General features: G+C 67.6%; 21 protein-coding genes. 10 read left to right on the plus strand and 11 right to left on the minus strand.

Going from position 1 to position 23,304, the window contains the following annotated elements; translation table 11 throughout:
• The 6 genes from ABWW33_RS18345 (at window position 1) to ABWW33_RS18370 (ending at window position 7,505) form a co-directional block, all read left to right on the plus strand.
• Complete coding sequence (locus ABWW33_RS18345) at window positions 1-831, plus strand: SDR family NAD(P)-dependent oxidoreductase (RefSeq protein WP_353403137.1); 831 nt, start codon at window positions 1-3, stop codon at window positions 829-831.
• Window positions 832-862: 31 nt separating this feature from the next.
• Complete coding sequence (locus ABWW33_RS18350) at window positions 863-1,639, plus strand: enoyl-CoA hydratase (protein ID WP_353403138.1); 777 nt, start codon at window positions 863-865, stop codon at window positions 1,637-1,639.
• Window positions 1,640-1,668: 29 nt separating this feature from the next.
• Window positions 1,669-2,517: a 3-hydroxybutyryl-CoA dehydrogenase gene (locus tag ABWW33_RS18355; RefSeq protein WP_353403139.1), complete on the plus strand. Its 849-nt coding sequence runs from the start codon at window positions 1,669-1,671 to the stop codon at window positions 2,515-2,517.
• 51 nt (window positions 2,518-2,568) lie between these two features.
• Complete coding sequence (locus ABWW33_RS18360) at window positions 2,569-4,683, plus strand: 3-hydroxyacyl-CoA dehydrogenase NAD-binding domain-containing protein (RefSeq protein ID WP_353403140.1); 2,115 nt, start codon at window positions 2,569-2,571, stop codon at window positions 4,681-4,683.
• Window positions 4,684-4,707: 24 nt separating this feature from the next.
• Complete coding sequence (locus ABWW33_RS18365; RefSeq protein ID WP_353403141.1) at window positions 4,708-4,896, plus strand: hypothetical protein; 189 nt, start codon at window positions 4,708-4,710, stop codon at window positions 4,894-4,896.
• A gap of 101 nt (window positions 4,897-4,997) precedes the next feature.
• Entirely contained in the window at window positions 4,998-7,505 is a 2,508-nt protein-coding gene (locus tag ABWW33_RS18370) for a TonB-dependent receptor (RefSeq protein ID WP_353403142.1), read from the plus strand.
• Window positions 7,506-7,562: 57 nt separating this feature from the next.
• Here ABWW33_RS18370 and ABWW33_RS18375 read toward each other — a convergent pair whose 3' ends face one another.
• Window positions 7,563-8,459, minus strand: a complete 897-nt coding sequence (locus ABWW33_RS18375) for an SDR family NAD(P)-dependent oxidoreductase (RefSeq protein ID WP_353403143.1) — start codon at window positions 8,457-8,459, stop codon at window positions 7,563-7,565.
• Window positions 8,460-8,593: 134 nt separating this feature from the next.
• Between ABWW33_RS18375 and ABWW33_RS18380 the strand changes: the two genes are divergently transcribed.
• The 3 genes from ABWW33_RS18380 (at window position 8,594) to ABWW33_RS18390 (ending at window position 12,316) form a co-directional block, all read left to right on the plus strand.
• On the plus strand, window positions 8,594-9,373 hold the full coding sequence (locus ABWW33_RS18380; protein WP_353403144.1) for a TetR/AcrR family transcriptional regulator: 780 nt from the start codon (window positions 8,594-8,596) through the stop codon (window positions 9,371-9,373).
• A gap of 158 nt (window positions 9,374-9,531) precedes the next feature.
• Window positions 9,532-11,472 (plus strand): oxidoreductase, encoded by a 1,941-nt coding sequence (locus ABWW33_RS18385; protein ID WP_353403145.1) that lies wholly within the window; start codon window positions 9,532-9,534, stop codon window positions 11,470-11,472.
• Between the two features lie 64 nt (window positions 11,473-11,536).
• On the plus strand, window positions 11,537-12,316 hold the full coding sequence (locus ABWW33_RS18390; RefSeq protein ID WP_353403146.1) for a glucose 1-dehydrogenase: 780 nt from the start codon (window positions 11,537-11,539) through the stop codon (window positions 12,314-12,316).
• A gap of 42 nt (window positions 12,317-12,358) precedes the next feature.
• Here the strand turns inward: ABWW33_RS18390 and ABWW33_RS18395 are convergent, their stop codons facing one another.
• The 10 genes from ABWW33_RS18395 to ABWW33_RS18440 all read right to left on the minus strand — a co-directional run bounded on the left by ABWW33_RS18395 (window position 12,359) and on the right by ABWW33_RS18440 (window position 22,005).
• A complete protein-coding gene (locus ABWW33_RS18395; RefSeq protein ID WP_353403147.1) occupies window positions 12,359-13,174 on the minus strand; it encodes an enoyl-CoA hydratase/isomerase family protein in 816 nt (271 codons plus the stop codon).
• Between the two features lie 14 nt (window positions 13,175-13,188).
• The gene (locus tag ABWW33_RS18400) at window positions 13,189-14,373 is read right to left on the minus strand and encodes an acetyl-CoA C-acyltransferase family protein (protein ID WP_353403148.1); all 1,185 of its coding nucleotides are present in this window, start codon (window positions 14,371-14,373) and stop codon (window positions 13,189-13,191) included.
• An 11-nt stretch (window positions 14,374-14,384) separates the two neighbouring features.
• A complete protein-coding gene (locus ABWW33_RS18405; protein WP_353403149.1) occupies window positions 14,385-15,002 on the minus strand; it encodes a TetR/AcrR family transcriptional regulator in 618 nt (205 codons plus the stop codon).
• Window positions 14,999-16,534 (minus strand): class I adenylate-forming enzyme family protein, encoded by a 1,536-nt coding sequence (locus tag ABWW33_RS18410; protein ID WP_353403150.1) that lies wholly within the window; start codon window positions 16,532-16,534, stop codon window positions 14,999-15,001. Before ABWW33_RS18410 ends, ABWW33_RS18405 begins: the two co-directional genes overlap by 4 nt.
• Window positions 16,527-17,324 carry an SDR family NAD(P)-dependent oxidoreductase gene (locus ABWW33_RS18415; RefSeq protein WP_353403151.1) on the minus strand — a complete coding sequence of 266 codons (798 nt, stop codon included), beginning with the start codon at window positions 17,322-17,324 and terminating at the stop codon, window positions 16,527-16,529. Before ABWW33_RS18415 ends, ABWW33_RS18410 begins: the two co-directional genes overlap by 8 nt.
• Before the next feature lie 25 nt (window positions 17,325-17,349).
• Window positions 17,350-17,673 carry an EthD domain-containing protein gene (locus tag ABWW33_RS18420; protein ID WP_353403152.1) on the minus strand — a complete coding sequence of 108 codons (324 nt, stop codon included), beginning with the start codon at window positions 17,671-17,673 and terminating at the stop codon, window positions 17,350-17,352.
• Between the two features lie 35 nt (window positions 17,674-17,708).
• Entirely contained in the window at window positions 17,709-18,503 is a 795-nt protein-coding gene (locus ABWW33_RS18425) for an enoyl-CoA hydratase/isomerase family protein (RefSeq protein WP_353403153.1), read from the minus strand.
• 104 nt (window positions 18,504-18,607) lie between these two features.
• Complete coding sequence (locus tag ABWW33_RS18430; protein WP_353403154.1) at window positions 18,608-20,269, minus strand: enoyl-CoA hydratase-related protein; 1,662 nt, start codon at window positions 20,267-20,269, stop codon at window positions 18,608-18,610.
• A gap of 11 nt (window positions 20,270-20,280) precedes the next feature.
• Complete coding sequence (locus ABWW33_RS18435) at window positions 20,281-21,315, minus strand: NADP-dependent oxidoreductase (RefSeq protein WP_353403155.1); 1,035 nt, start codon at window positions 21,313-21,315, stop codon at window positions 20,281-20,283.
• The gene (locus ABWW33_RS18440; RefSeq protein ID WP_353403156.1) at window positions 21,316-22,005 is read right to left on the minus strand and encodes a carboxymuconolactone decarboxylase family protein; all 690 of its coding nucleotides are present in this window, start codon (window positions 22,003-22,005) and stop codon (window positions 21,316-21,318) included.
• A gap of 188 nt (window positions 22,006-22,193) precedes the next feature.
• Between ABWW33_RS18440 and ABWW33_RS18445 the strand changes: the two genes are divergently transcribed.
• Window positions 22,194-23,303 (plus strand): phosphotransferase family protein, encoded by a 1,110-nt coding sequence (locus ABWW33_RS18445; protein WP_353403157.1) that lies wholly within the window; start codon window positions 22,194-22,196, stop codon window positions 23,301-23,303.
• The last annotated feature ends 1 nt before the right edge of the window (window position 23,304 follow it).

Below are 23,304 nucleotides of genomic sequence, written 5' to 3' on the forward strand. Positions count from 1 at the left end.
ATGATGCAGCAGAATGAAGTGGCAAGGACGGCCGTCGAGCGGCCGCTGAACGGCAAGGTGGCGGTGGTGACGGGCGCGGGGCAGGGCATCGGGCTGGGCATCGCGGAAGCGCTGTTCGCTCAAGGCGCCAGCGTCATGCTGGCCGATATCGATGGCGAGCTGGTGCGCGCGGCGGCGGCCGGGCTGGCCGCGTCGAAGTCAGACTCGGACTCGGACGACCGGCGCCAAGCCCTGGCGATGGTCACGGACGTGGCCAGCCAGGCGGCCGTGGCGTCCCTGTTCGACCACGTGATGAGCCAGCTGGGACGGGTCGATATCGTCGTCAACAATGCCGGCATGATCAGCAAGACGCCAACCATCGACCTGACCGAAGCGCAGTTCCAGCGCGTGCTGGACGTGAACCTCAAGGGCGTTCTGTTCGGTTGCCAGGAAGCCGCGCGGCGCATGGGCGGGCACGGCGGCAGCATCATCAACATCGCCTCGGTGGCGGCCCATGCCAGCGCGCCCGAGACGGCGGCATATTCCGTCAGCAAGTCCGCCGTGCTCGCGCTGACGCGGGTGATGGCTGTCGAGTGGGGCGCACGCAATATCCGCGTCAACTCCGTCAGTCCCACCGGTGTCGACACGGCCATGGGAGCCGCCCTGCGCGCACGCGATCCGGAAGGCTTTGCCCGCCGCGCGCGGCGCGTGCCGCTGCAGCGCGCGGCGCAGGTGGCCGACATCGCCAACGCCGTGCTGTTCTTCGCCAGCGACGCCTCCGGCTTCGTCACCGGCCAGGACTTGCTGGTCGACGGCGGACTGATGCTGCAAAACCCCGGCTTCGTGGTGTGACCGCGCACGCAGTGCCCAACCAGGAGAAAGCATGCAAGACGAACTGATACTGTGCAGCCAGGCGGGACGGGTAGGCGTCATACAGCTGAACCGCCCGGCCCAGCTCAACGCGCTCAACGACGCGCTGATGGACGCACTCGGGGCGGCGCTGCTGCGCATGGATGCCGACGCCGGCATAGGCTGCATCCTGATCAAGGGCAACCCCAAGGCCTTTGCCGCCGGGGCGGACGTGCACGCGATGCAGGACAAGTGCTATGCCGAGGTGGTGTCGACCAATTTCATCAGCCGCAACTGGGAAACCATCCTGTCCGTGCGCAAGCCGGTCGTCGCCGCCGTGGCCGGCTTCGCGCTGGGCGCCGGCTGCGAGCTGGCGATGATGTGCGACATCATCATCGCCGCCGACAGCGCCTGTTTCGGCCAGCCGGAAATCAAGCTCGGCATCATTCCGGGCGCGGGCGGCACCCAGCGCTTGCCGCGCGCGGTGTCCAAGGCCAAGGCGATGGACATGGTCTTGTCGGCGCGCATGATGGATGCGGCCGAGGCCGAGCGCGCGGGGCTGGTGTCGCGCGTGGTGCCGACGGCGCAGCTCGAGGAGGCGGCGCTGGCGACCGCCACGACCATCGCCGCGATGTCGCTGCCCAGCCTGCTCGCGGCCAAGGAGGCGCTTAACCGTGCTTACGAGAGCACGCTGGCCGAAGGGGTGTTGTTCGAGCGGCGCAGCTTTCACGCCATGTTCGCCATGCGCGACCAGAAAGAGGGCATGGCGGCGTTCGTGCAGAAGCGCAAGCCCGATTTCACGCACGACTAGCAAACACTTTCTATCTTTGAGGGAATCGCATGAACATCGACACAATCGGCATCGTCGGGTCCGGCCTGATGGGCAGCGGTATCGCGCAGGTGTGCGCGGCGGCGGGACTCGAGGTCGTCTTGAACGACATCGACGAGGCGGCGATACAGCGCGGCCTGTCCACCATTTCGGAAAGTCTGACGCGCATGGTAACGAAGGAAAAGATCACCGCTGAAACGGCGGCGCGGATACGCGCGCGCATCCGTGGCGGCACCGAGTTCGGCGACCTTGGCCAGGCGGACTTCCTGATCGAGGCCGCGACCGAGCGGCTGGAGACCAAGCAAAAAATCATCCAAGCCCTGGACGCCGTCGCCAAGCCGGGCAGCATCATCGCCACGAATACCTCGTCGGTGTCGATCACCAAGCTGGCGGCCTGCCTGGCCAGTCCGGAGCGGCTGGTCGGCATGCATTTTTTCAACCCCGTGCCGGTGATGGCGCTGGTGGAAGTGATACGCGGCATACAGACCAGCGACGCCACTTTCGAGGCCACGCGCGCCCTGGCAGCGCGCATCGGCAAGACCGCGATCGGCGCGCGCAACGCGCCGGGCTTCGTGGTGAACCGCATACTGGTGCCCATGATTAACGAGGCGGTCTTCGTGCTGCAGGAGGGGCTGGCCAGCGCCGAGGAAATCGATGCGGGCATGAAGCTGGGCGCCAACCATCCGCTGGGGCCGCTGGCGCTGGCCGACCTGATCGGACTCGACACGCTGCTGTCGGTGATGGAAGTGTTTTACCGCGATTTCAACGATTCAAAGTACCGGCCGGCGCCCCTGCTGCGCGAAATGGTCGACGCCGGGCGCTACGGCCGCAAGAGCGGCCGCGGCTTCTATCAATATTAGACCGGCGGCCAGCGGCGGCTTGCCCTTTCTTGAAAGCTCATCATGACCCAGTTGGCAACCCTTGAACGCCACGGCAGCATCGCCGTCCTGCGCATCGCAAACCCGCCGGTGAACGCGCTTTCCGACGCGGTGGTGGCGGAGATGCGGCAAGCCCTGGCGGAGTTCGCCGCCGACCGGTCGTTCGCGGCGCTGCTGATCCACTGCGACGGCCGCACCTTCATTTCCGGCGCCGACATCACCGTGTTCGATGCGCCCGGCTACACGGCGCAACCCTTCAACGACATGCTCAACGGTATTGAGCAATCCGACCGGGTGGTGCTCGCCATGCTCCATGGCACGGCGCTCGGCGGCGGGCTGGAGGTCGCGCTGGCCTGCCACTACCGCATCGCCCTGGCCGGCACGCGGATCGGCACGCCCGAGGTCACGCTCGGCTTGCTGCCCGGCTCGGCGGGCACGCAGCGCCTGCCGCGCCTGGCCGGCGCCGCCATGGCGCTGGCGATGATCGCCGGCGGGCGCATGGTCGATGCGAACGCGGCGCTGGAGGCCGGCATCATCGACGCCATCGTCGAGGGCGAGGCGCTAGTCGCCGGACTGGCGTACGCGAACGCGCTGCTGGCCCGTTCGGCCGCGCCGCGCCGCGTGTGCGACCTGCGGGTCGATACGTCGGCGCTGGCGCCGGACTTTTTCGCCGTGGCCCACGCGAACGCGGCGCGCCAGCACGCCCAGCCGGTCCAGCGCGCCATCGTGCAAGCGGTCGAGGCCTCGGTCACGCTGCCGTTCGCCGACGGCGCCGCGTGCGAGGCGGCGCTGTTCCTCGACGCGGTCCATAGTCCCCAGTCGCGCGCGCTGCGGCATCTGTTCTTTGCCGGACGCCAGGTCGGAAAGATCCCGGGCCTGGCCCGCCTGCCGCCGCGTCCGGTCGAGCGCGTCGGCATCATCGGCGCCGGCACGATGGGCAGCGGGATCGCGATCAATTTCCTCGACGCGGGACTGGCGACGGTGCTGGTCGACGCGTCCGCGAGCGGTCTCGAACGCGGCGTGGGACTGGTCCGGCAACACTACGAGGCCGGCGTCAAGCGGGGCAAGCTGACGGCGCAGCAGCTGGACTCGCGCATGGCGCTGCTTAATCCCGTGCTCGACGATGATGCGCTGGCCGACTGCGACCTGGTGATCGAAGCGGTGTTCGAGGATATGGCGCTGAAGGAGCGCGTCTGCGCGCGTCTCGGCGCGGTCTGCAAGGCCGGCGCGATCATCGCCACCAATACCTCCACCTTGGACGTGGACCGGCTGGCGGCGGCGTCGGGGCGCCCGGCGGATGTGATCGGCATGCATTTCTTTAGCCCGGCCAATATCATGCGCCTGCTCGAGGTGGTGCGCGGCGCGGCCACCGCGCCCGACGTGCTGTCCACGGTGATGGGCCTGGCCGCACGGATCGGCAAGGTCGCGGTGGTGTCCGGCGTGTGCTACGGCTTCATCGGCAACCGCATGCTGATCGACTATTTGCGCGAGACGGAATTCCTGCTGCTCGAAGGCGCGACGCCGGCGCAGATCGACGGCGTCATGGAAAGCGTGGCCTTGCTGGGCATGGCCATGGGACCCTGCCGCATGCTCGACATGGCCGGCGTCGATGTCGCCGCCAAGGTCGTCGCCGAGCTCGAACGCGATGGCGCGCTGCCGCCGGACCCGGGCTACCGGGCCGTCGCGCGCGCGCTGGCCGGGGCCGGGCGCCTCGGGCAAAAGAGCGGCGCCGGCTTCTACGACTACGAAGGGCGCCAGGCGCTGCCGTCCGCCGCCGTGACAGCGCTGTGCGAGACGCTTGCCGCGCGGCTCGGGATCGCGCGGCGCGACCGGATCAGCGACGAGGAAGTGCTGGAACGGCTGCTGTTCCCTTTGATAAACGAGGGCTGCAAGATCCTGCGCGACGGCATCGCCTACCGGGCCGGCGATATCGACATCGTCTGGACCGCCGGCTATGGTTTTCCCGACTATCGCGGCGGCCCCATGTTCATGGCCGACCAGATCGGCCTGGCCCATATCGCGGCCCGGCTCGCGCATTACGGCGCCGAACGCGGCAATGCGTTCGGCTACTGGACGCCGGCGCCGCTGCTGCTGGAGCTGGCGGGCGAGGGACGCAAGTTGTCGGCCTGGGCATCCGGGGCCGCCTAGGCCCGCGCGCAGCTGGAGCCATTCATGCCTGAGATAACCCGCCCGACCAAGGAGCAGGTCCGCCAGTACCTGGCGCAACGCCGTCTCGAGCGCTCGCTGCCACCGGCGCCGGCCGAGATCCGCGCCCGGCTGGGCTGGTGCCTGACGCCGGGCGCGGACGGCGCCGCCGCGTCCGCAGCAGCCATCGCTTTGTACCATGTTCGCCACAAGTGAAAAAAGGTTGACTACCGACCGGACGGTCGATATATTTGATATTGACCAATTGACCGGCCGATCTTGCTCACTTCGCAAGAAACTATAAAAAATCAGGAGACATGATGTACAAGAAAAAATTGAAGGTATGGACTTGGCAGCTGAGCGCGAAAAGCGTGTTGTTCGCCAACCTGGGAATCGCGGTCGCGTTCCCGATGGCAAATGCTTCCGCGCAACAAGCACAGGCGGCGGAACCGGCCGTGACGCCGGAGCCGGCCGCGCCGGTCGCGCCCGCTCCCCAGGACGCGGCCGTTCCCCAGGACGCGGCCCCGGCGCAAGGGCAAACGGTCATCATCGGCGCGCGCCGCAGGTCGGAGCGGATGATCGACGTGCCCGTCTCGGCGATCGCCGTCGGCGCGGCGGAAATCCGCCAATACGACTTGACCGCCGTCGCCAACATCAAGATGGTGGCGCCGCAGATTTCGTTCGACCGCGGCTTCACCGGCGGCGGCGCGTCGATCTCGATGCGCGGCGTCAGCTCGTCGAGCCTGGACGCCGGACTCGAGCAGTCGGTCCTGCTGGACTTCGACGGCATGGCCATCAGCCGCGGCCGCATCCTCAACGACGCGATGTTCGACATCGCCGAGATCGACGTGCTCAAGGGCCCGCAGACGCTGTTCTATGGCAAGAACTCGCCGGGCGGCGTGGTGTCGATCAAGTCGGCCGGGCCGACCCGCAAGCTGAGCGGCTTCGCCCGCGTCGGCTACGAGCACACGGGCGACACGCCTTCGCTCGAGGCAGCGATCGCCGGCCCGATCACCGACGACCTCGGTTTCCGGATCGGCGTGCTCGCCAGCGACAGCAAGGGCTACATCGAGAACCAGAACAAGGGCGTGCCCGACCTGATACGCAACGCCGCCAGCGGCAGCACCTTCGTGCCGCCGGCGCAGTCGCGTCTGGGCGCGGAAGGCAAGCGCGCCGCGCGCCTGACGCTGGCCTATGCCAACCAGGACGGCTTCGAAGCCACCTTCAAACTGCTGTACAGCCAGTACCGCGGCCAGAGCTTGCAGAGCTTCAGCGAGGTGATGGGCTGCCCCGCCGGCGTGACGCGGCCGACCACGGTCGGCGGCATCGTCGACCCGACCGGCGACTGCAAGCTCGACAATAAGTCGTCCCAGGGCTGGCTGTCCCCGACCATCATCAACGCCTGGCCGCAGGTCAAGGCCAACGATGGCGGCAAGCCGTACACCAAGGACGACACGGTGATGCCGACCTTGACCATGGACTACACGGTCGACGACATCAAGCTGACCTCGGTGACCGGCTACTACGACTACGACTATATCAGCCAGGGCAACGCCGATGGCATCGCCTATTCCTACTACTGGACCTACAGCAACGAAAAGAACCGCAGCCTGTACCAGGAACTGCGCGCGGTGTCGTCCTTCAACAGCATATTCAACTTCGCCGCCGGCGGCCACTACGAGAACAACAAGCGCAAGCTGTTCGTCGGCGGCGCCAACGGCCCGCTGCCGATGGATCCGGCCACCGGCCGCTACCATACCTACGACAACGAGCAGGACAACGCCAGCCATGCGTACTCGGTCTTCGCGCAAGTGACGGCGCGCTTTAACAGCGCCTGGGAACTGGCCGCCGGCGGACGCTACACGAAGGAATCGAAAACCATCAATTCCGTCAACTATTACCTGAATCCGGCGGCGGTCGGATTCCTGCCGCAGGGTAAGGTCGTTGCCGGCGGCAAGAGCGAATCGAACTTCTCGCCGGAAGCGACGCTGAGCTGGCATGCGAGCAAGGACGTCATGCTTTACGGGGCGTACAAGACCGGCTTCCTCGCGGGCGGTTTTTCCAATCCCGGGACGTTGTCGGCGGTCACCACGCGCGATACGCTGTCGTACAGCGCCGAGAAAGTCAAAGGCTACGAGCTGGGCGCCAAGGCGGCCGTGCTGAACCATGCGCTGACCGGCTCGATCACCGGCTACCACTACGAGTACACCGGCCTTCCGCTGACCTCGCTGATCGCCATCGACGCCACGCACCAGACGTTCGTGACGCAAAATGCGGCCACGACGGTCGCCCAGGGCGTCGAGCTTGAAGCGGCCTTCAAGGCGACCCAGGAGCTGACGCTGCGCGGTTCGGCCAACTACAACGACGCCCACTTCGTCGACTTCGCCAAGGCGCAGTGCTACACGGGGCAAACCGCCGCTCTCGGTTGCGTGGCCGACCCGGTCACCAAGGCGGCGACCCAGAACCTGTCGGGCAAGGCGGTCTACCGCTCGCCGGACTGGCTGCTCACGGCCGGCGCCGCGTACGAAACGCGCGTCATGTCCGGCATGAAGCTCAACCTCAACGCCGACCTGCGCTATTCGGCGTCCTACTACGCGGGCTTGAACCTGAATCCGACGTCGTTCCAGGCCGCCTACACAACCGTCAACGCCGGCGCGCGCCTGACGACGGCGGACGGCAAATGGTCGATCGCCTTAATTGGACGCAACCTGAACAACCGGATCTACGCGACGCTCGCCGTGGATAAGCCGGGTGGAAGAGGTGAGGCGTTCGCCGTGGCCGGCGAACCACGCATGGTGGTGCTGCAGGTCGAAGGCAAGTTCTAGGCCTTGCGGTGACCAGCGGGTCCGACCCGGGCAAGCCGGGCCGGACCCGCCGTCACGTCATCGCGGCACGGAAGGCGTTTGCGCATCAGGCTTCCTGCTGAGATCCAGCAGCCTGGCGAAGACGGGATTGCGGCGCTCAAGAATCGCTTCGGTACGCTCGCGGATCGCGTCGTCGAAGTTGGCGCTGGTCAGCGCGTAGAGTTGCTTGTTCCATACGGCGTCGAATACCTGTTCGGCCACCTGGTCCGGGGTGAGGGCGCCGGCGTACATGGCCGGCGCCATCGCGTGCAGCTCCGGGGTTTCCGCGGCCGCTCCGCCGCGCGGCTGCAATTGCTCAGGGCGATTGCGTTCCGAATGGTAGATCCGGGTGTTCACCAATCCCGGACACAGCAAGGTCACGCCGATGGGCGCGTCGCGTTCGCGCAAGGCCGCGTACAGCGCCTCGGTGGCCAGCACGGCGCCATGCTTGGCCGCGGCATAGGGCACCGACGCCGAGCCGCTGATGAGCCCGGCGACGGAGGCGGTGGTGACGACGTGGCCCTCCGTACCCTGGGCCAGCATGCGCGGCACGAAGCTGCGTATGCCGTGCACCACGCCCATCAGATTGACATCTATCGACCATTGCCAATCCTCGGGCGGATATTCCCACACCGGGCGCAGGCGGCCAGCCGGCACGATGCCGGCATTGTTGAACAGCATATCCACGGCGCCGAACGCCTGGTAGGCCAGGGCGGCGAGCGCCTCCACCTGCAGCGCATCGGCGACGTCCGTGCGTGTCGCCAGCGCGGTATGGCCCGCCTCGGCCAGCGCCGCCGCTGTTGCGTTCGCGGCGGCTTCGTCGATGTCGCTGACGACGATCCTCATTCCCTCCCGGGCGAAACGCCAGGCCAGCGCGGCGCCGATGCCGCTCCCCGCGCCGGTGATCACGGCGACCTTGTTCTCGAAATTGCGCATCTGTTCTCCTGGTGGGCCGCGCTGTTTGCAGGCGGTTTTTCGATGATACCTACCGACCGGTCGGGTGTCAATTTGCGCGCCGCCGTGTGCCGGCCGGTGCTCCTACCGCTTAGACGGTCGGTGCAATTTAGGTTATGCTGTCGACGATTGATCTTCAGACAAGGATGGACATGAAACCGGCAACACTACCAGAGGCGGGCGTTGCGCTCGAGCGCGGCCCAACGCTTGCCGCTGAACAGAAAATTCGCCAGATCGTCAACGAGGCGGCGAAATTGTTCGACAAGGTCGGCTACCATACGGCGAATATGGACATGGTGGCCAAGGCCTGCGACTTGCGCAAGCCGACCCTTTACCACTACATCAAGAGCAAGGAGGAAATCCTCCTGCGCATCCACCAGACCCTCATTGACGATCTCGGCGCCAAGCACCAGGCGCGCACCGAGCTGGGACTGGGGCGGGAAGAGCTCTTGCTGGGCATGATCACGGACATCCTGCACGCCATCGCGGATCACCGCGGCTACGTGCGCGCCTTCCTCGAGCATTACCGGGAACTCGAACCGACCGTACGGCAGCAGATCAGCGAAAAGCGGCAGGATTATTTCCGTTGCATTACGGATCTGATCGCGCAGGGCGTGGCCGAAGGGGTGTATCACACGGACGACGTGACCTTGTCGGGCCTGTTCCTGGTCGGCCAGGTGAACTGGGCTTACCAATGGTACGTGGCCGGAGTCAGCCCCGCGCCGGAACAAATCGCGCGCAAGCTGCTCGACACCTTCCTCTACGGTTTGACCGGTACGCCGCCGGCGGCGCAGACCGCCGTGAAAGCCGGCCCGCGCAAGACCCCGAGCGCCGCCAAAGCCACGGCGAAGACGGCTGCGCCATCGCCTGCCCGCAAGACCGCGTCGAAGAAATAGCGCGCGGTGTCGCCGGCGCCTTGCCGGCGGCGCTGCGGTATCCCACCATGGATTCCGACCGTCTGGTCGGTTGACAATCTCCGGCCCCACTGTTATGGTTTAGATCCCCGCGCGTCGGCCCGCTTGCGTCGGATGGCGCGATCTTTCCCGGAAAAACCATGGCCTATGAAAAGCTTTTTTCACCCTATCAACTCGGTACGCAAGTTCTGAAAAACCGGATCGTGGTGCTGCCTTACGGGACCAGCATGGTCCACGACGGCGCCGTCACGGACGAGGACATCGCGCACTTCGATACCATTGCGGCGTCGGGCGCCGGGCTCATCATTACTGGCGCCACCGTGGTGCACCCCGGCTCGGCGATGCGCTTGCGCAAGCTGGTGGAGGTCTATGACGAGCGCGTGCTCGACGGACTGAGGCGGCGCGCCGACGTGATCCACCGCCATGGCGCGAAGCTGTATGGGCAGCTGGTCCACCTGGGGCGCGAATGGATAGGCATGGAGTCCGATCTGGCGCCGTCCGCGCCATCGCCCATCCGCTCGCCGCGCGACCCATTTCCACCCCGCGAGCTGGAGGAGGGCGACATCGCGGCCATCGTCGAGGCGTTCGGCCGCTCGGCCGCCAATCTCAAGCGCTGCGGCTACGATGGCGCCGAAATTCACGGCGCCCACGGCTACCTGGTCGCGCAATTCCTCTCGCCCGCATGCAATCAGCGCGGCGATGCGTACGGCGGCTCGCCGGAGAAGCGCTTGCGCTTCCTGTTCGAGGTGATCGACGCCATCCGTGCACATTGCGGCGCCGGCTTCGGCCTCAGCCTGCGCCTGAGCGCCGACGAGGAACTGGTCGACGGCCTCGAAGTGGACGACACGGTGGCCATCGCCGTGGCCGTCGCCGCGCATGGCGGCGTGGACGTGCTGAACATCACCATGGGCACGCGCGGCGGCTATGTCAAGGATATGACGGGACCGGACGCGCCGGCCGCCAGCGCCGCCGCGCGCATCCGGCGCGCCTGCGGCTTGAGCGTCATCGTCGGCCAGCGCATCAACACACCGGAGCTGGCCGAGCGTCTGTTGCACGAGGGGGCGGCCGATCTGGTCGGCATGGCGCGGGCATTTCTGGCCGACCCGGAGTGGATCGACAAGGCCGCCGCCGGCGAATCCGGGCGCATCCGGCCTTGCCTGAATGTGAACCAGGACTGTCGCGCTTTTTCGCCGCACCTGCATTGCTCGGTCAACCCGCGCACCGGGCGCGAATTGTGGCCCGAGTTCCGTGACTGGTTGCCGGCGGTGCCGGTGAAGCGGATCGCCGTCATCGGCGCCGGCCCGGGCGGACTCGAGGCGGCGTTGACGGCGGCCCGCCGCGGCCACCGGGTGACGCTGTTCGAGGCGACCGACGGGGTCGGCGGACAGTTCCTGTACGCCGCCGCCGTGCCGCACCGCCAGGGCCTGCTGCGCCTGATCGACCATCAAGTCGGCGAGCTGCGCCGCCTTGGCGTGCCGATCCGGCTGGGCCGGCGCATCGATGGCGTCGAGGATCTGGGCCAGCCGTTCGACGCGGCGATCGTCGCCACCGGGGCGGTCGCGCGGGCGCTGGAGGTGGACGCGGGCGGCGCCGCGGTGCTCAGCTGGTTCGACGTCCTCAAGAACGGTGCGCCGGCGCCGGCGGGCTCGCACCGCGCGGTGTTCGTCGATGACGGCACCGGTTTTTGGTGGAACTATGGCGTGGCCGAAGCGATGGTCGACGCCGGCTGGCGCGTGACCATCGTGACTCCATCGGCGGCGGTCGCCCATCTGATCCCGGTCGAAAGCGTCGCCGCCCTGCTGGGGCGGCTCGCGATGGGCAAGACCGAGTTCCGTGTACTGTCGGGCATCGAGTCGATCGAGCCAGGCGCCGTGCACGTCATGCCGATGGTTTCCGGCCAGAGCGAACGGCTGGACTGCGACCTGTTGGTGATGCAGACCGGGCGCGTGCCGGTGTCCGGCCCGGCCAAGGCCTTGCTCGACGCCGGCATGCGCGAGGTGCACAGCATCGGTGATTGCATCACGCCGCGCCGCATGGCGCAGGCGGTGTTCGAGGCGCAGCGCATCGCGCGCGTCATCTAGGCCCGGCGGCACGCCGGCGCCGGGCTGTCCGGCCGCAACCGCAACATCATCACAGGAGAATCATATGGAATGGGAACAACAGTCGGCACAACCCATGCAGGGCAGGGTGGCGCTGGTGAGCGGCGGCGGTTCCGGCATCGGCCGGGCCTGCGCGGTGATGCTGGCGCAGGCCGGCGCGCGCGTGGTCGTGTCGGATCTGCTCGAACAGGGAGGGCGCGAGACGGTCGAGGCCATCCACGCCAACGGCGGCGAGGCGGTATTCGTGCGTGCCGACGTCAGCGACGCGGCGCAAGTGGAGGCGCTGGTGCAGCGCGTGCTGACGCAGTATGGACAGCTCGATTGCGCGGTCAACAGCGCCGGCATTTTCGGCAGGATAGCGCCGCTGGTCGAGCAGGGCGGCGATGACTTCGAGCGCGTCATCGGCATCAATCTGAAGGGCGTGTTCCTGTGCATGAAGTACCAGATCGCCGCCATGCTGCCGCGCGGGGCGGGGGCGATCGTCAACATCGCCTCGGTGCAGGGACTGGTTTCCGGCCCCGGCGCGGCATTGTACAGCGCCAGCAAGCACGGCGTGATCGGGCTGTCCAAAGGGGCGGCGCTGGATAACGCGCGCACCGGCATCCGGGTCAACGTGGTGTGTCCGGGCACGATCGAGACGCCCATGGCGCGCAACTACTACGCCGAGCGCGGCTTGCCCTTGCCTAACGATGACGCGCGGATCCCGATGGGACGGGTGGGGCGCGCCGAGGAAGTCGCCGCCGTCGCGCTGTTCCTGTGTTCGGACGCGTCGTCCTACGTGACGGGCGTGTCGCTGCCCGTTGACGGCGCCATCACGGCGCAATAAGCGCAATAAGGCGCAAGCGGCGTGCAGTGCCGCCGCCTGTCGTCATGCGCCGCTGAACGCAGCCTTGCGCTTGCCGAAAAAGGCGTTCACGCCCTCGGCGAAATCGTCGCTGCCGGCGCAGGCGCAAAACGCGGCCTGTTCCAGGTCGAGCTGGCGCGCGAGGTCGTTGCCGAAGGCGCCGCGCAGCAGCCGCTTGGTTTGTCCGTAGGCGAAGGTCGGGCCGGCCGCCAGGCGTTGCGCCAGCGCGGCCGTGGCCTCGTCCAGGCCGGCGCGCGCGACCACGCGGTTGACCAGGCCCAGGCGCAAAGCCTCGCCCGCGTCCACGCTGTCGCACAGCAGCATCAATTCCATCGCCTTGCGCAGGCCGACGGTGCGCGGCAACGACCAGCTGGCCGAGCCGTCCGGGCTGGCGCCGATGCGCGCATAGGCCAGGTTGAACTGGGCGTCGTCGGCGGCGATGCACAGGTCGCAGGCGAGCGCGATGCTGACGCCCGCCCCCGCCACCGCGCCGTGCACGCTGGCCAGCACCGGTTGCGGCAGCGCCGCCAGCAGGGTCAGCGCCGCGTGCAGCGGCGTGATGATGTCGGCAGCCAGTTGCGCCGCGTTGGGCAGGTCGGCATGGAAGCGCGCGATGTCGCCGCCCGCCATGAAGGCCTTGCCCTCGCCCCGCAGCACGATCACGCGCACCGAGGCGTCGTTCTCGATCTCGCGGCACGCCGCCAGCAAGGCCTCGGCCGTGGCGCGGTCGATGGCGTTCAGGGCGGCGGGGCGGTTGAAGCGTATCGTCGCCACCGCGCCCGCGCGCTCGAGCAGGACCGGCGCGGCGGCGGGGGAGGTGATGCCGGAGAGGTTCGTCATCGCGATGGTCCCGCTCACAGGCGCTCGAAGATGGCCGCGATGCCTTGGCCGCCGCCGATGCACATGGTGACCAGCGCATAGCGCCCGCCGGTGCGCCGCAGTTCGCTGATCGCCTTGACCGCGATGATGGCGCCGGTCGCGCCCACCGGATGGCCGAGGGCGATGCCCGAGCCGTTCGGATTGACGCGCGCCGGATCGAAGCCCAGCTCCATCGCGACGGCGCAGGCTTGCGCGGCGAACGCCTCGTTGGCCTCGATCACGTCGATGTCGCCGATGGTGAGTCCCACCTTCTTGAGCAGCAGACGGGTTGCCGGCACCGGTCCGATGCCCATGTATTGCGGATCGACGCCGGCGTGCGCGTAGCCGACCAGGCGCGCCAGCGGGCGCAGGCCCAGCGCTTGCGCGCGCTTCGCTTCGACCAGCGTCAACGCCGCCGCGCCGTCGTTGATGCCCGAGGCGTTGCCGGCGGTGACCGTGCCATCCTTCTTGAACGCGGGCTTCATCGCGGCCAGGCCTTCCAGCGTGACGCCGGCGCGCACGTGTTCATCGGTGTCGAACATCAGCGTGCTCTTGCGGGTGGAAACGTCGACCGGCACGATCTGCTCCTTGAAGTAGCCGGCGGCGATGGCGTGCGCGGCGCGGCGCTGGCTCTCGAGGGCCAGCTCGTCCTGCATCGCGCGCGTGATGCCATAGCGTTCGGCCACGTTTTCGGCCGTCACGCCCATATGATTCTTCTGCCATGGATCGAGCAGGATCGTCGCCATGAAGTCCTGCACGGCGGTGTCGCCCATGCGCGCGCCCCAGCGCGCCGCCGGCATCAGGTAGGCGCCGCGGCTCATCGATTCGGCCCCGCCGCCGATCGCGACGTCGGTGTCGCCGAGCAGGATCGCCTGCGCCGCCGAGACGATGGCCTGCAGTCCCGAGCCGCACAGGCGGCTCACGTTGAACGCCGGCGTCGCGTGAGGCATGCCGGCGTCGATCGTCGCGATCCGGCTCAGATAGGCGTCGCGCGGCTCGGTGGGTATCACATTGCCCATCACCACGTGCCCCACCTCGGCCGGCGCCACGCCGGACCGCTCGAGCGACGCGCGCACGGCGGTGGTGGCCAGGCCGGCCAAGGTTACGTCCTTGAGACTGCCGCCGAAGCTGCCGATCGCTGTGCGGGCCATGCCCGTCACGACTACATCCCGTTGTGTCATTGCTTGATTCCTTAAATAGATGGAGACTGCGCGAGCAGTCCGCCGAGAAAAATACCGCAGAGCGAACGGGCCATCTGTTCCGGCGGCGTCTTGTCCGCCATCTTGGGATACCACTTGTAGGCCCAGTTGCACATGCCGACGAAGGCGAGGGTCGCCAGCTCGACGTCGACGTCGCGGAACTTGCCGGCGGCGATGCCGTTGCCGATGATGTCGGTGATGCGCGTGAAATACTCGTTGCGCCGCTTGCGCATCTCGGTGCGCTGCGCGCCCGCCAGTTCCGTGTAGTGGTCCATGAAGGCGCGGACATAGCCGGGATGCCGGGCGATTTCGCGCAGCGTTTGCGCGCACGCCTTTTCCAGCAGCTCGGCGGGCTTGGTGGCGGCGCTCTCCATATCGACCTGGAGGCTGTGGATCAGCGCATCGATATGCATCTGGTGCATCTCATACAGAATATCGTTCTTGCTGGCGAAGTAGTGGTACAGCGTCGGCTTGCCCAGGCCCACTTCATCGGCCAGCATTTGCATCGACGTGCCATGGAATCCGACGCGGTCGAACAGCGTGGCGCAATGGGCGATGATTTCGAGGCGCTTCTCATCGTGCGCCGCCGTGGTTTTGCGTATCCGCGTCATTTCTGAGGGCCCAGGCCAAGCTGCTCAATGGCGGCCTTGGCGATGTGTTTCTTGTCGATCTTGCCGGTGGCCGTGTAGAGCATGTCTTCGCGCACCAGCAGATATTCGGGCCATTTTTTCTTGGACAGCCCGATCTGCAAAAGGTGTTCCTTGATATCGTCCAGCGTCGGCTGTGTGCTGCCCTCGCGGATGCAGCACACGGCGCAAGCCTGTTCGCCCAGGCGCTTTTCCGGAACCGCGACCACGATGGCGATGGCGATGGCGGGGTGGCGCAACAGGGCCGCCTCGACCTCCGAGGCATCGATGTTGTAGCCGCCGCGAATGATCTGGTCCTTGATCCGTCCGACGACCTTCAGGTAGCCATCCTCGCCGACGATGACCTCGTCGCCGGTGAGGAAGAAACCCTCGCTGGTGAGCCGGTGTTCCTGTTCGCCCAGGCCGATGCAATAGCCGAGGAACGACGACGGTCCGAGCACGCCCGCTTGCCCCCGCTGGCCGCGCGGCAACAATTCATTGTCGGCGCCGAAGGCTTCGTCGCGGGTGCCGGGAAAGGACTTGCCGTCGGAATGCATCTTGCGTTCGATGTCGTCGTCGAGGCCTACCGAGGCGTGCCCCATGCACTCGGACATGCCGAACATGCGCAGGGCGGTAATGCCGAGCATGCTTTTCGCATCCTGTATCAATTCAGGCGTCATCGCGCTGCCGCCCACGCCGAGCGCCTTGAGCGGGCTGCTGTTGTGCCAGCCCTTCAGGCGCGCCACCTCGATCAGCGTGGCCAGGTGGGTCGGCACGCAGATGCCCCAGCGGCAGCGGTAGACGTCGATGGCCTTGAGCGTCTTCACCGGATCCCATGGGTCGATCATGATCAGGGGATGGCCCATGGACAAGGCGAAATGCGCGGTGAAGGTGAAGCCGGGCGCGCTGCCCAGCGGCACGATGCCGAGGATGGCATCCCCCGGTTCCAGGCGCGCGACCTGGCTGCAGGCGCGCACCGTGTAGTTCAGCGCGGCCGGGCCGTGCATGACTCCCTTGGGCACGCCGGTGGTGCCGGAGGTAAAGCCGATCAGCGCCGTTTGCGCGTCGCGCGCGTCCGCGGGACCGAGCAGCGAGCGTTCGCGCAGCTGTAATTTCAGCTGCGGCAAACCGTCGATCTCCACGCCCGCGTCGTCGCCTATGCTGGTGATGTGATTGAGGCGCTCGTCCAGCACAGCGCGCTCGGCGCCGCCCAGGTCCGGCGTGTAGGGACAGGCAATCGCGCCGACGGCCGAAATCGCCAGCGCGGCGGCCAGGATGGGCGCCGATTTTTTCCCTTGCAGCATGATGCGATCATGCGGCCGCACGCCGCCGCGCGTCAGCGCCTCGCTCACCAGCAAGGCCATTTTTCGCATGTCCTCACGCGTCCACAGCTGGCCGTCGGGGCCGACGACCGCCAGCGCATGCGGCGCGGCGGCGGCGAGTTCGGAGAATTGCTCCCACAAGGAGGCGTCGCTCCAGGCCAGGTCGCCGGCGGTGTAGTGTTTGGTATTAAGCAATTGTCTGGCCTCCATCAACAACATACGTTTGTCCGGTAATGAAGCTGCCGGCCGCCGACGCGAGCAAGGCCACCGTGCCGACAATTTCCCCCGGTTGCGCGAAGCGCCGCAGCAGGATGTTTTCGATGAGCTTGTTCTGGATGTCGTGGTCCAGGGTTTCGGTCATGCCGGTCTCGATAGAGCCGGGCGCGACCGCGTTGACGCGGATGCCGTGGTGCGCCCACTGCGCGGCCAGGTCGCGGGTGAGGTGGACCATGGCCGCCTTGGTGGTGGTGTAGGGGACGACCTGGCCGGCATCCGGCGTGTAGGACATGAAGGCGCCGGCCGAGGCGACATTGATCATGGCGCCGCCGCCGTGGCCGATCATGTGCCGCGCCGCATGACGGCACGCGAGAAAGGTGCCGGTCAGGTTGACGTCGACGACCTTGCGCCAGCCCGACAGCGGGATCTCTTCGGGCAAGCCCCACCAGGAGGCGCCGGCATTGTTCACAAGGATGTCGAGGCCGCCTAGCTGGTCCACGGTCGCCTTGACCGCGGCCTCGACCTCGACTTCGTTCGAGACATCGCAGCGCAAGCCGATGGCCCTGGTGTCAAAGCGTTGCGCGATGTCGGCCGCCACGCCGGCGCACTCCTTTTCATGGCGCGAGGCCAGCGCGACGGCGCACCCGAGATCGGCCAGGCCCGCCGCGATGGCCTCGGCCAGCGCGCCGCGCCCGCCGGTGATCAGCGCCACCTTGCCGTCGAGCCTGAACTGCTGGGCGATGAAGCCCGGTATGAGGTTTTCTTTCACTATGTGCTTTCGCGTAATGAACTCTTCAAACGACCCGGCCCGCGGCCATCAGGTCGACGTCGTCGGTGATCAGGGCGATGCGCTTGCCCTTCATCTTGCCGACATGCGCGACCGCGGCCGCCCACTCGGGCGATTTCAGCGCGGCGTCCAGCGTCTCGCGCGAGGCAAACGTCAGCACGGCGTTGCCATCCCAGGCCGGCTGGTCCGGATGGTCGTAGTCGAACACGACCTCGCCGTGGCGATAGGCCAGCAGGCCGGGCAGGCGACGCCCGAAATCGGCATGCTCGCCCCGCCACCACGTCGTGAACTGCTCGGGCGTCCAATCGGGCGGACGCGACGATAACACCACCAGGCTGACTGACATTTGCTACTCCTTTCGATAAATTAACGGCCGGTCCATACCGGAGTGCGCTTGTCGAGGAAGGCGCGCACGCCTTCCTTGGCATCTTCCGAATGGTGCACGACGTTGCAGGTCATCGTTTCCAGGGTGATCAGGGTGTTGGTGTCGGCGTCCAGGCCGCGATTGACCGCCATCTTCGTCATCCACATGCAGAACGGGCTCTTGTCGATCAGCGGCGCGCAGAAGTCCTGGATCAGCTGGTCGAATTGGGCGGCGGGCGCGGATTCGTTGACGAGTCCCCATTCTGCGCATTTGTCACCGGACAGCAATTTGCCCGTCAACATCAACTCCTTGGAGCGGCGCATGCCGATCATGCGCGGCAGGCGGTAGATCGGGCCGGCACCGCCGAACAGTGCGCGACGGATGTGGAAGTCGCCGATCTTGGCTTCGGAGGCGGCCAGCGCGAAATCGCAGGAGATCATCAGCTCGAAGCCGCCGGCGACCGCATAGCCTTCCACCGCGGCGATGGTTGGTTTGCGCATGTTGAAGATCTTGTCGTAGGTGCGGGCCGAGTCGATGGCCAACTGCAGCGAGGTGCGGGTTTCCTGCAGCACGGGACCGACCAGCTGATCCAGGTCGGCGCCCGAGCAGAAGGTATTGCCGCGACCGCGGAAGACGACGGCCAGCGCCTTGTCATCCTCGGCCGCGCGATCGACGGCCACTTCCAGTTCCCGCAGCAGCTGGGGGCTGACGCAATTGCGCTTGTGCGGGCGGTTCAGCCAAATCGTCGCGATACCGTTGTCCGCAACCTCGTATTGAATGACGTCTTTCTCCAGCATGTGAAATCTCCTAGTTGAATGGCGGGAATCCCGCTCATCGCATTTAACGGCCGACCGGTCGGTCGGCTCATGGGCAAATATACCATGCGCAGTTTTTTTGTCAATCATAAACGCGCAAAACCTTGGGCCCAATGCATGGGGCCACCGTGATGGGCGGGGAAGCCGAGTCCATGAACGCCCGCCACGTCGATGTCGCCGGCGCGCAGGGCCAGCTGGTCCGCCATGCAGCGCGCGCCTTCGTCGGCCATGGCGTGCAGCAGGCGCGCCAGGATCGCCTCGCCGTGCATGACGGCGCGCGCGCCGGGCGGGGGCTGGCCCCCGGCGGGGCACAGCGCGCCGATGCTGTCCTGGCCGAACCCGAACGCGTGCAGGCTGTCCACGATCGCCGCGCGGGCGACGCCTTCGGCCATCAGGCCCGCCGCCGCCGCGCGGGTGGCCTCGCGCAGGCGTCGCGCGAGCGATCGCGCGCCATGGCCGGTCAACACCATCGCCGCGCCCAGCTGGCGCGCGAGCCGCGCGGCGGTCGCGTGCACGATGGGATCGGTGCGGTCGCCGTGGCAGATCTCAAGCAGGCCGTCCGCGGTTCCGGGCAGGCAGGCTTGCAGGCCGATCACCCTGTCCGGCCGGCCGGTCAGCCCCGCCAGCGCATCGAGTGCGGGCGTGCCGCCCATGACGGCGAGGATCGTGTCGGGTCCGGCGCTATGGTCGAGCCGGCGCAGCAGCGCCGCCGTCGCGTCCCCGTCGTCGCCGGCCGCCGCGATGATGAGGTCGCAGCGCGCCAGCGCCCCGGGGCCGTCGGCGTCGACGGCGACCGCGATCCCGGCCTGCGCCAGGCGCCGGGCCAGCGCGGCGATGGCCGTGCCCGCGCCCACCAGCCCCACGGTTCGCAGGGGCGGGGTGGGCCGGGCAGGCTGCGCGCCCGGCCACCTGGCGGCGGCGCGTTCGGCGAAGAACAGGTGGATCATGGCCTGGCTCTGCGGGCCGTGCTCGCACTCCTGGAAAGCCGTGCGTTCGAGCGCGTAGCCGTCGGCGAAGGACAGGTGGCAGGCCGCTTCGATGCAATCGACGATCTTCCATGGCGCCAGCAAGCCGCGCCACTGTTCGCGGTGGCGTGCGCGGTAGCTGGAAAAGAGTTGCGGGTCGATGCCGCGTATCTTGTCCGACGCCTCGGCGAGGCGGCGGCGAGCCATTCTGACGCTGACGATGTCGTCGGCGAACGCGAGCGCATCGGCCAGCAGCTCGCCCCCGGCGATGCGGTCGACGACGCCGCAGGCATGCGCCCGCAGCGCATCGAGCGGGGCGCCGCCGGTGCAGACGTCCAGCGCGATTTCCGGCCCGGCCAGGCGGGGCCACCACTGGGTGCCGCCGCCGCCGGGCATCAGGCCCAGCTTGACTTCCGGCTGTCCCAGCATGGCGCCTGGCGCGGCGATGCGCCACTGGCAGCTCAGGGCCAGTTCCATGCCGCCGCCCAGGGCGTTGCCGTGGATGGCGGCCACCACCGGCTTGGCATCCGCGGCGATGAGATCCATGATGGCGTACAGCGACGGCGGCGCGTAGGGCTTGCCGAAGTCGTTGATATCGGCGCCGGCCACGAAGGTGGCGCCGCCGCCGATGATGATGATGCCGTCGATCACGCTGTCATGCAGCGCGCGCTCGATGGCGGCCATCAAGCCCCGCCGCACGTCCAGGCTGAGGGTGTTGACGGGCGGGTGGTTGACGGTAAGCACGGCGATGCGGCCGTGCGGCTGATAGCTGACGGGGTCCATGGCGGCCCCGCTCAATCGGGATCGTCGAGCTGCACCACCAGGCGCCCCGTGTGGCGGCCTGAAAAGAGGCAGTCGAAGCTGGCGGGGACCTGCTCAAAGCCATGCCGCACGTCGATGTCGTAGCGCAGCGCGCCGGACTTGATCCAGCCATCGATGCGCGCGAGCATCGCTCCGGTGCGGCTGTGGTCGTGAAGGATGTTGCTGACCAAGAAGCCTTCGATGCGGGCGCTGTTGACGACCAGGTTCCACAGTGCGTCCGAGCCCGGCGCCGCCGCGCCCTGGCCATAGCGCGACATCATGCCGCACAGCGCGACGCGCGCGTGTTTGCGCAAGTGTCCGAGGGCGGCGTCGAGCAGGGTGCCGCCGATGTTTTCAAACACCACGTCGATGCCGTCCGGGAAGGCGGCGCCGATGGCCGCCGCCAGCTGCTCCGGCCGCCGGTAGTCGAGGCACAGGTCGTAGCCGTAGTCGCGCACGGCGCGCGCGCATTTGTCCGCGCCGCCGGCGATCCCGACCACCCTGGCCGCGCCGCCGAGGCGCGCGAACTGGCCGGCAAGCGAACCGACAGCGCCGGCGGCGCCGCTGACCAGGACGTTGTCGCCGGGACGCAGGGCGGCGATGTCGAACATGCCGTGGCAGGCGGTCAGGCCGATCGTGCCCATCGCATGCGCATAGACGGGCAGGGCATAGCCGTAGTGGGCGGGCAGCGGGAAAAACCGGCTGGCCGGCCCCGTCACGTAGTCGCTCCAGGCGCCGAAACCCCATACCAGCGCGCCCTCGGCCAGCAGCGGCGACCTGGACCGCACGACTTCGCCGACGGCCATGCCCCGGATCTGGCCGCCGATGGCGACCGGCAAGCCGTAACCCGGGTCTTCATCGAGAAAATTGCGGATCGTCGGGTCCATGCACAGCAGCTTGACCCGCACCAGCACCTCGCCTTCGCCGGGTTGCGGAACCGGCGCGCGCGCGGACACCAGGTCGGCCGCGATCGCCGGGCCGGCGGGGCGGCGGGCAAGCAGCCACTGGCGGTTGGATGGCGCCGCCATCTATTGCGCTTCCAGCAGCATGCCGGCGCTCATCCAGGCGGCGATGCCGGCCGACGGCACGGCGCACAAGATCGCTTCGGCCATCTCCGCGTCGCTCGCGCCGACCGCGCGGGCCGCCCGGATATGCGTCGCCGCCATCGGGCTGTAGTCCGAGGCCAGCACCGCGATGAGCATCAGCTCGGCGGATTTCCGGTCCAACTGGTTGCAGTCGATGGTGCCCTTGCGCATCAGGTAGTAGCCGTCCGCGCCGCGCGGCACCAGGCGCAGCAGGATGGCCAGCGCCGGCGGCACGGTGCCGAAGTAGGCCTTGAAATTGGCCTCGGCCTCGCCCGGGCCGGCCCGCTCCAGCGCGGCGTCTTGCGGGGTTGTCGCGGCGTCGGGATACACGTGGCGGATGACGCCATCGAAGGCCTGCGCCGCGCCTTCGCCGCGCAGGCTGCTCAGCAAGATCAGGCCGCTGGCCGCTTCGTTGCGCGTCAAACCCAGCGCCGCCGCGCCGCCCAACTCGCTGCGGGCCAGGTCGGTATAGCCGCGGTTGACGGCGGCGACCGCCGCGCAGAGCCGCTTGAGCTTGGCCGGCATCGCGCCGTCGGTGTCGATCACCTCGCGGAACATGGCATAGCCGGAGCGGGTGAAAGGGGCCAGCTGTTTCAGCAGCTCTATTTGCAGCAAAGCGTTGGTGTCGGTCACGAGGTAACTCCCAGGGAAAAGGTGGAAAAGACGGGGCGGACGCACAGCCAGCATAGCCCATGCACGTCTGAATGTTATCAACCGTCCGGTCGGTTGTCAATTATCGACAGGGGTGCATCGTGTTGTTGACATCCGACTGGTCGGTCGATAGAATTCATTGCAAATTCCTTCAAGCCATGGGCATATCAATGACGAGCAGCAAATTGGAAACACCGGGCGCCGCGTCGGCCAGCGCACCGAAAACCTATATCGGGGAACTGGGCGACGTCCGGCTGGCGGCCGAGATCGACAGGAACCGCTTGCATGACTATTTGCGGCAACACCTGGCGGGCTACGCCGGGCCGCTGACGGTCCGGCAGTTCCAGGGAGGGCAATCGAACCTGACCTACCTGCTCGAGACGCCGCACGCCAGGTATGTCTTGCGGCGGCAGCCGGCGGGCGTGCTGTTGAAATCGGCGCATGCGGTGGACCGCGAGTTCCGCGTCATGACGGCGCTGTCCGGCCTGGGCGATTTTCCGGTGCCGCAGCCGCTGCTGCTGTGCACCGACCGGGACGTCCTGGGCAGCATGTTCTATGTCATGAGCCATGTCGAGGGACGCATCTTCTGGGACTGCCGGATGCCGGACTTGAACCCGGCGGAGCGGGCGGCGATCTTCGATTCGGCCAACGCGACCTTGGCGCGGCTGCACACGGTAGATTTCGCGGCGATCGGCCTGGCCGACTACGGCAAACCCGGCAACTATTTCGCGCGCCAGATTTCGCGCTGGTCGCGCCAGTTCGATGAGTCGCGCACCCAGGACGTGCCGGAGATGGACCAGCTGATGGCCTGGCTGCCCACCGCGCTGCCGGCGGACGACGGCCTGTCGTCCATCGTCCATGGCGACTACTCGTTCCACAATCTGCTGATCCACCCCACGGAACCGCGCGTGGTCGGCGTGCTCGACTGGGAGTTGTCCACGCTCGGCCATCCGCTCGGCGACCTGATGTACCACATGATGGAGTGGTACCGCCCGCCCGGCGTCGATGCGCGCGGCACGCTCAGCGGCGCCGACCTGAAGGCGCTGGGCATTCCCAGCCAGGAAGAATACATCGCGCGCTACTGCGAACGCACCGGCTTCGCGCTGCAGGCGACGCTGCCGTTCTACCGCGCGTTCAATCTGTTCCGCACCGCCGCCATCCTGCAGGGCATCGCGCACCGCCTGCGGGACGGCAACGCCGCGTCGGCCAACGCGGCCGAAATCGCCGCCAATATCGGTCCCCTCGCCAAGGCGGCATGGAAGATCGCCAACGGCGATTGAC

It is taken from the genome of Duganella hordei, from assembly GCF_040369125.1.
GTDB lineage: Bacteria > Pseudomonadota > Gammaproteobacteria > Burkholderiales > Burkholderiaceae_D > Rugamonas > Rugamonas hordei.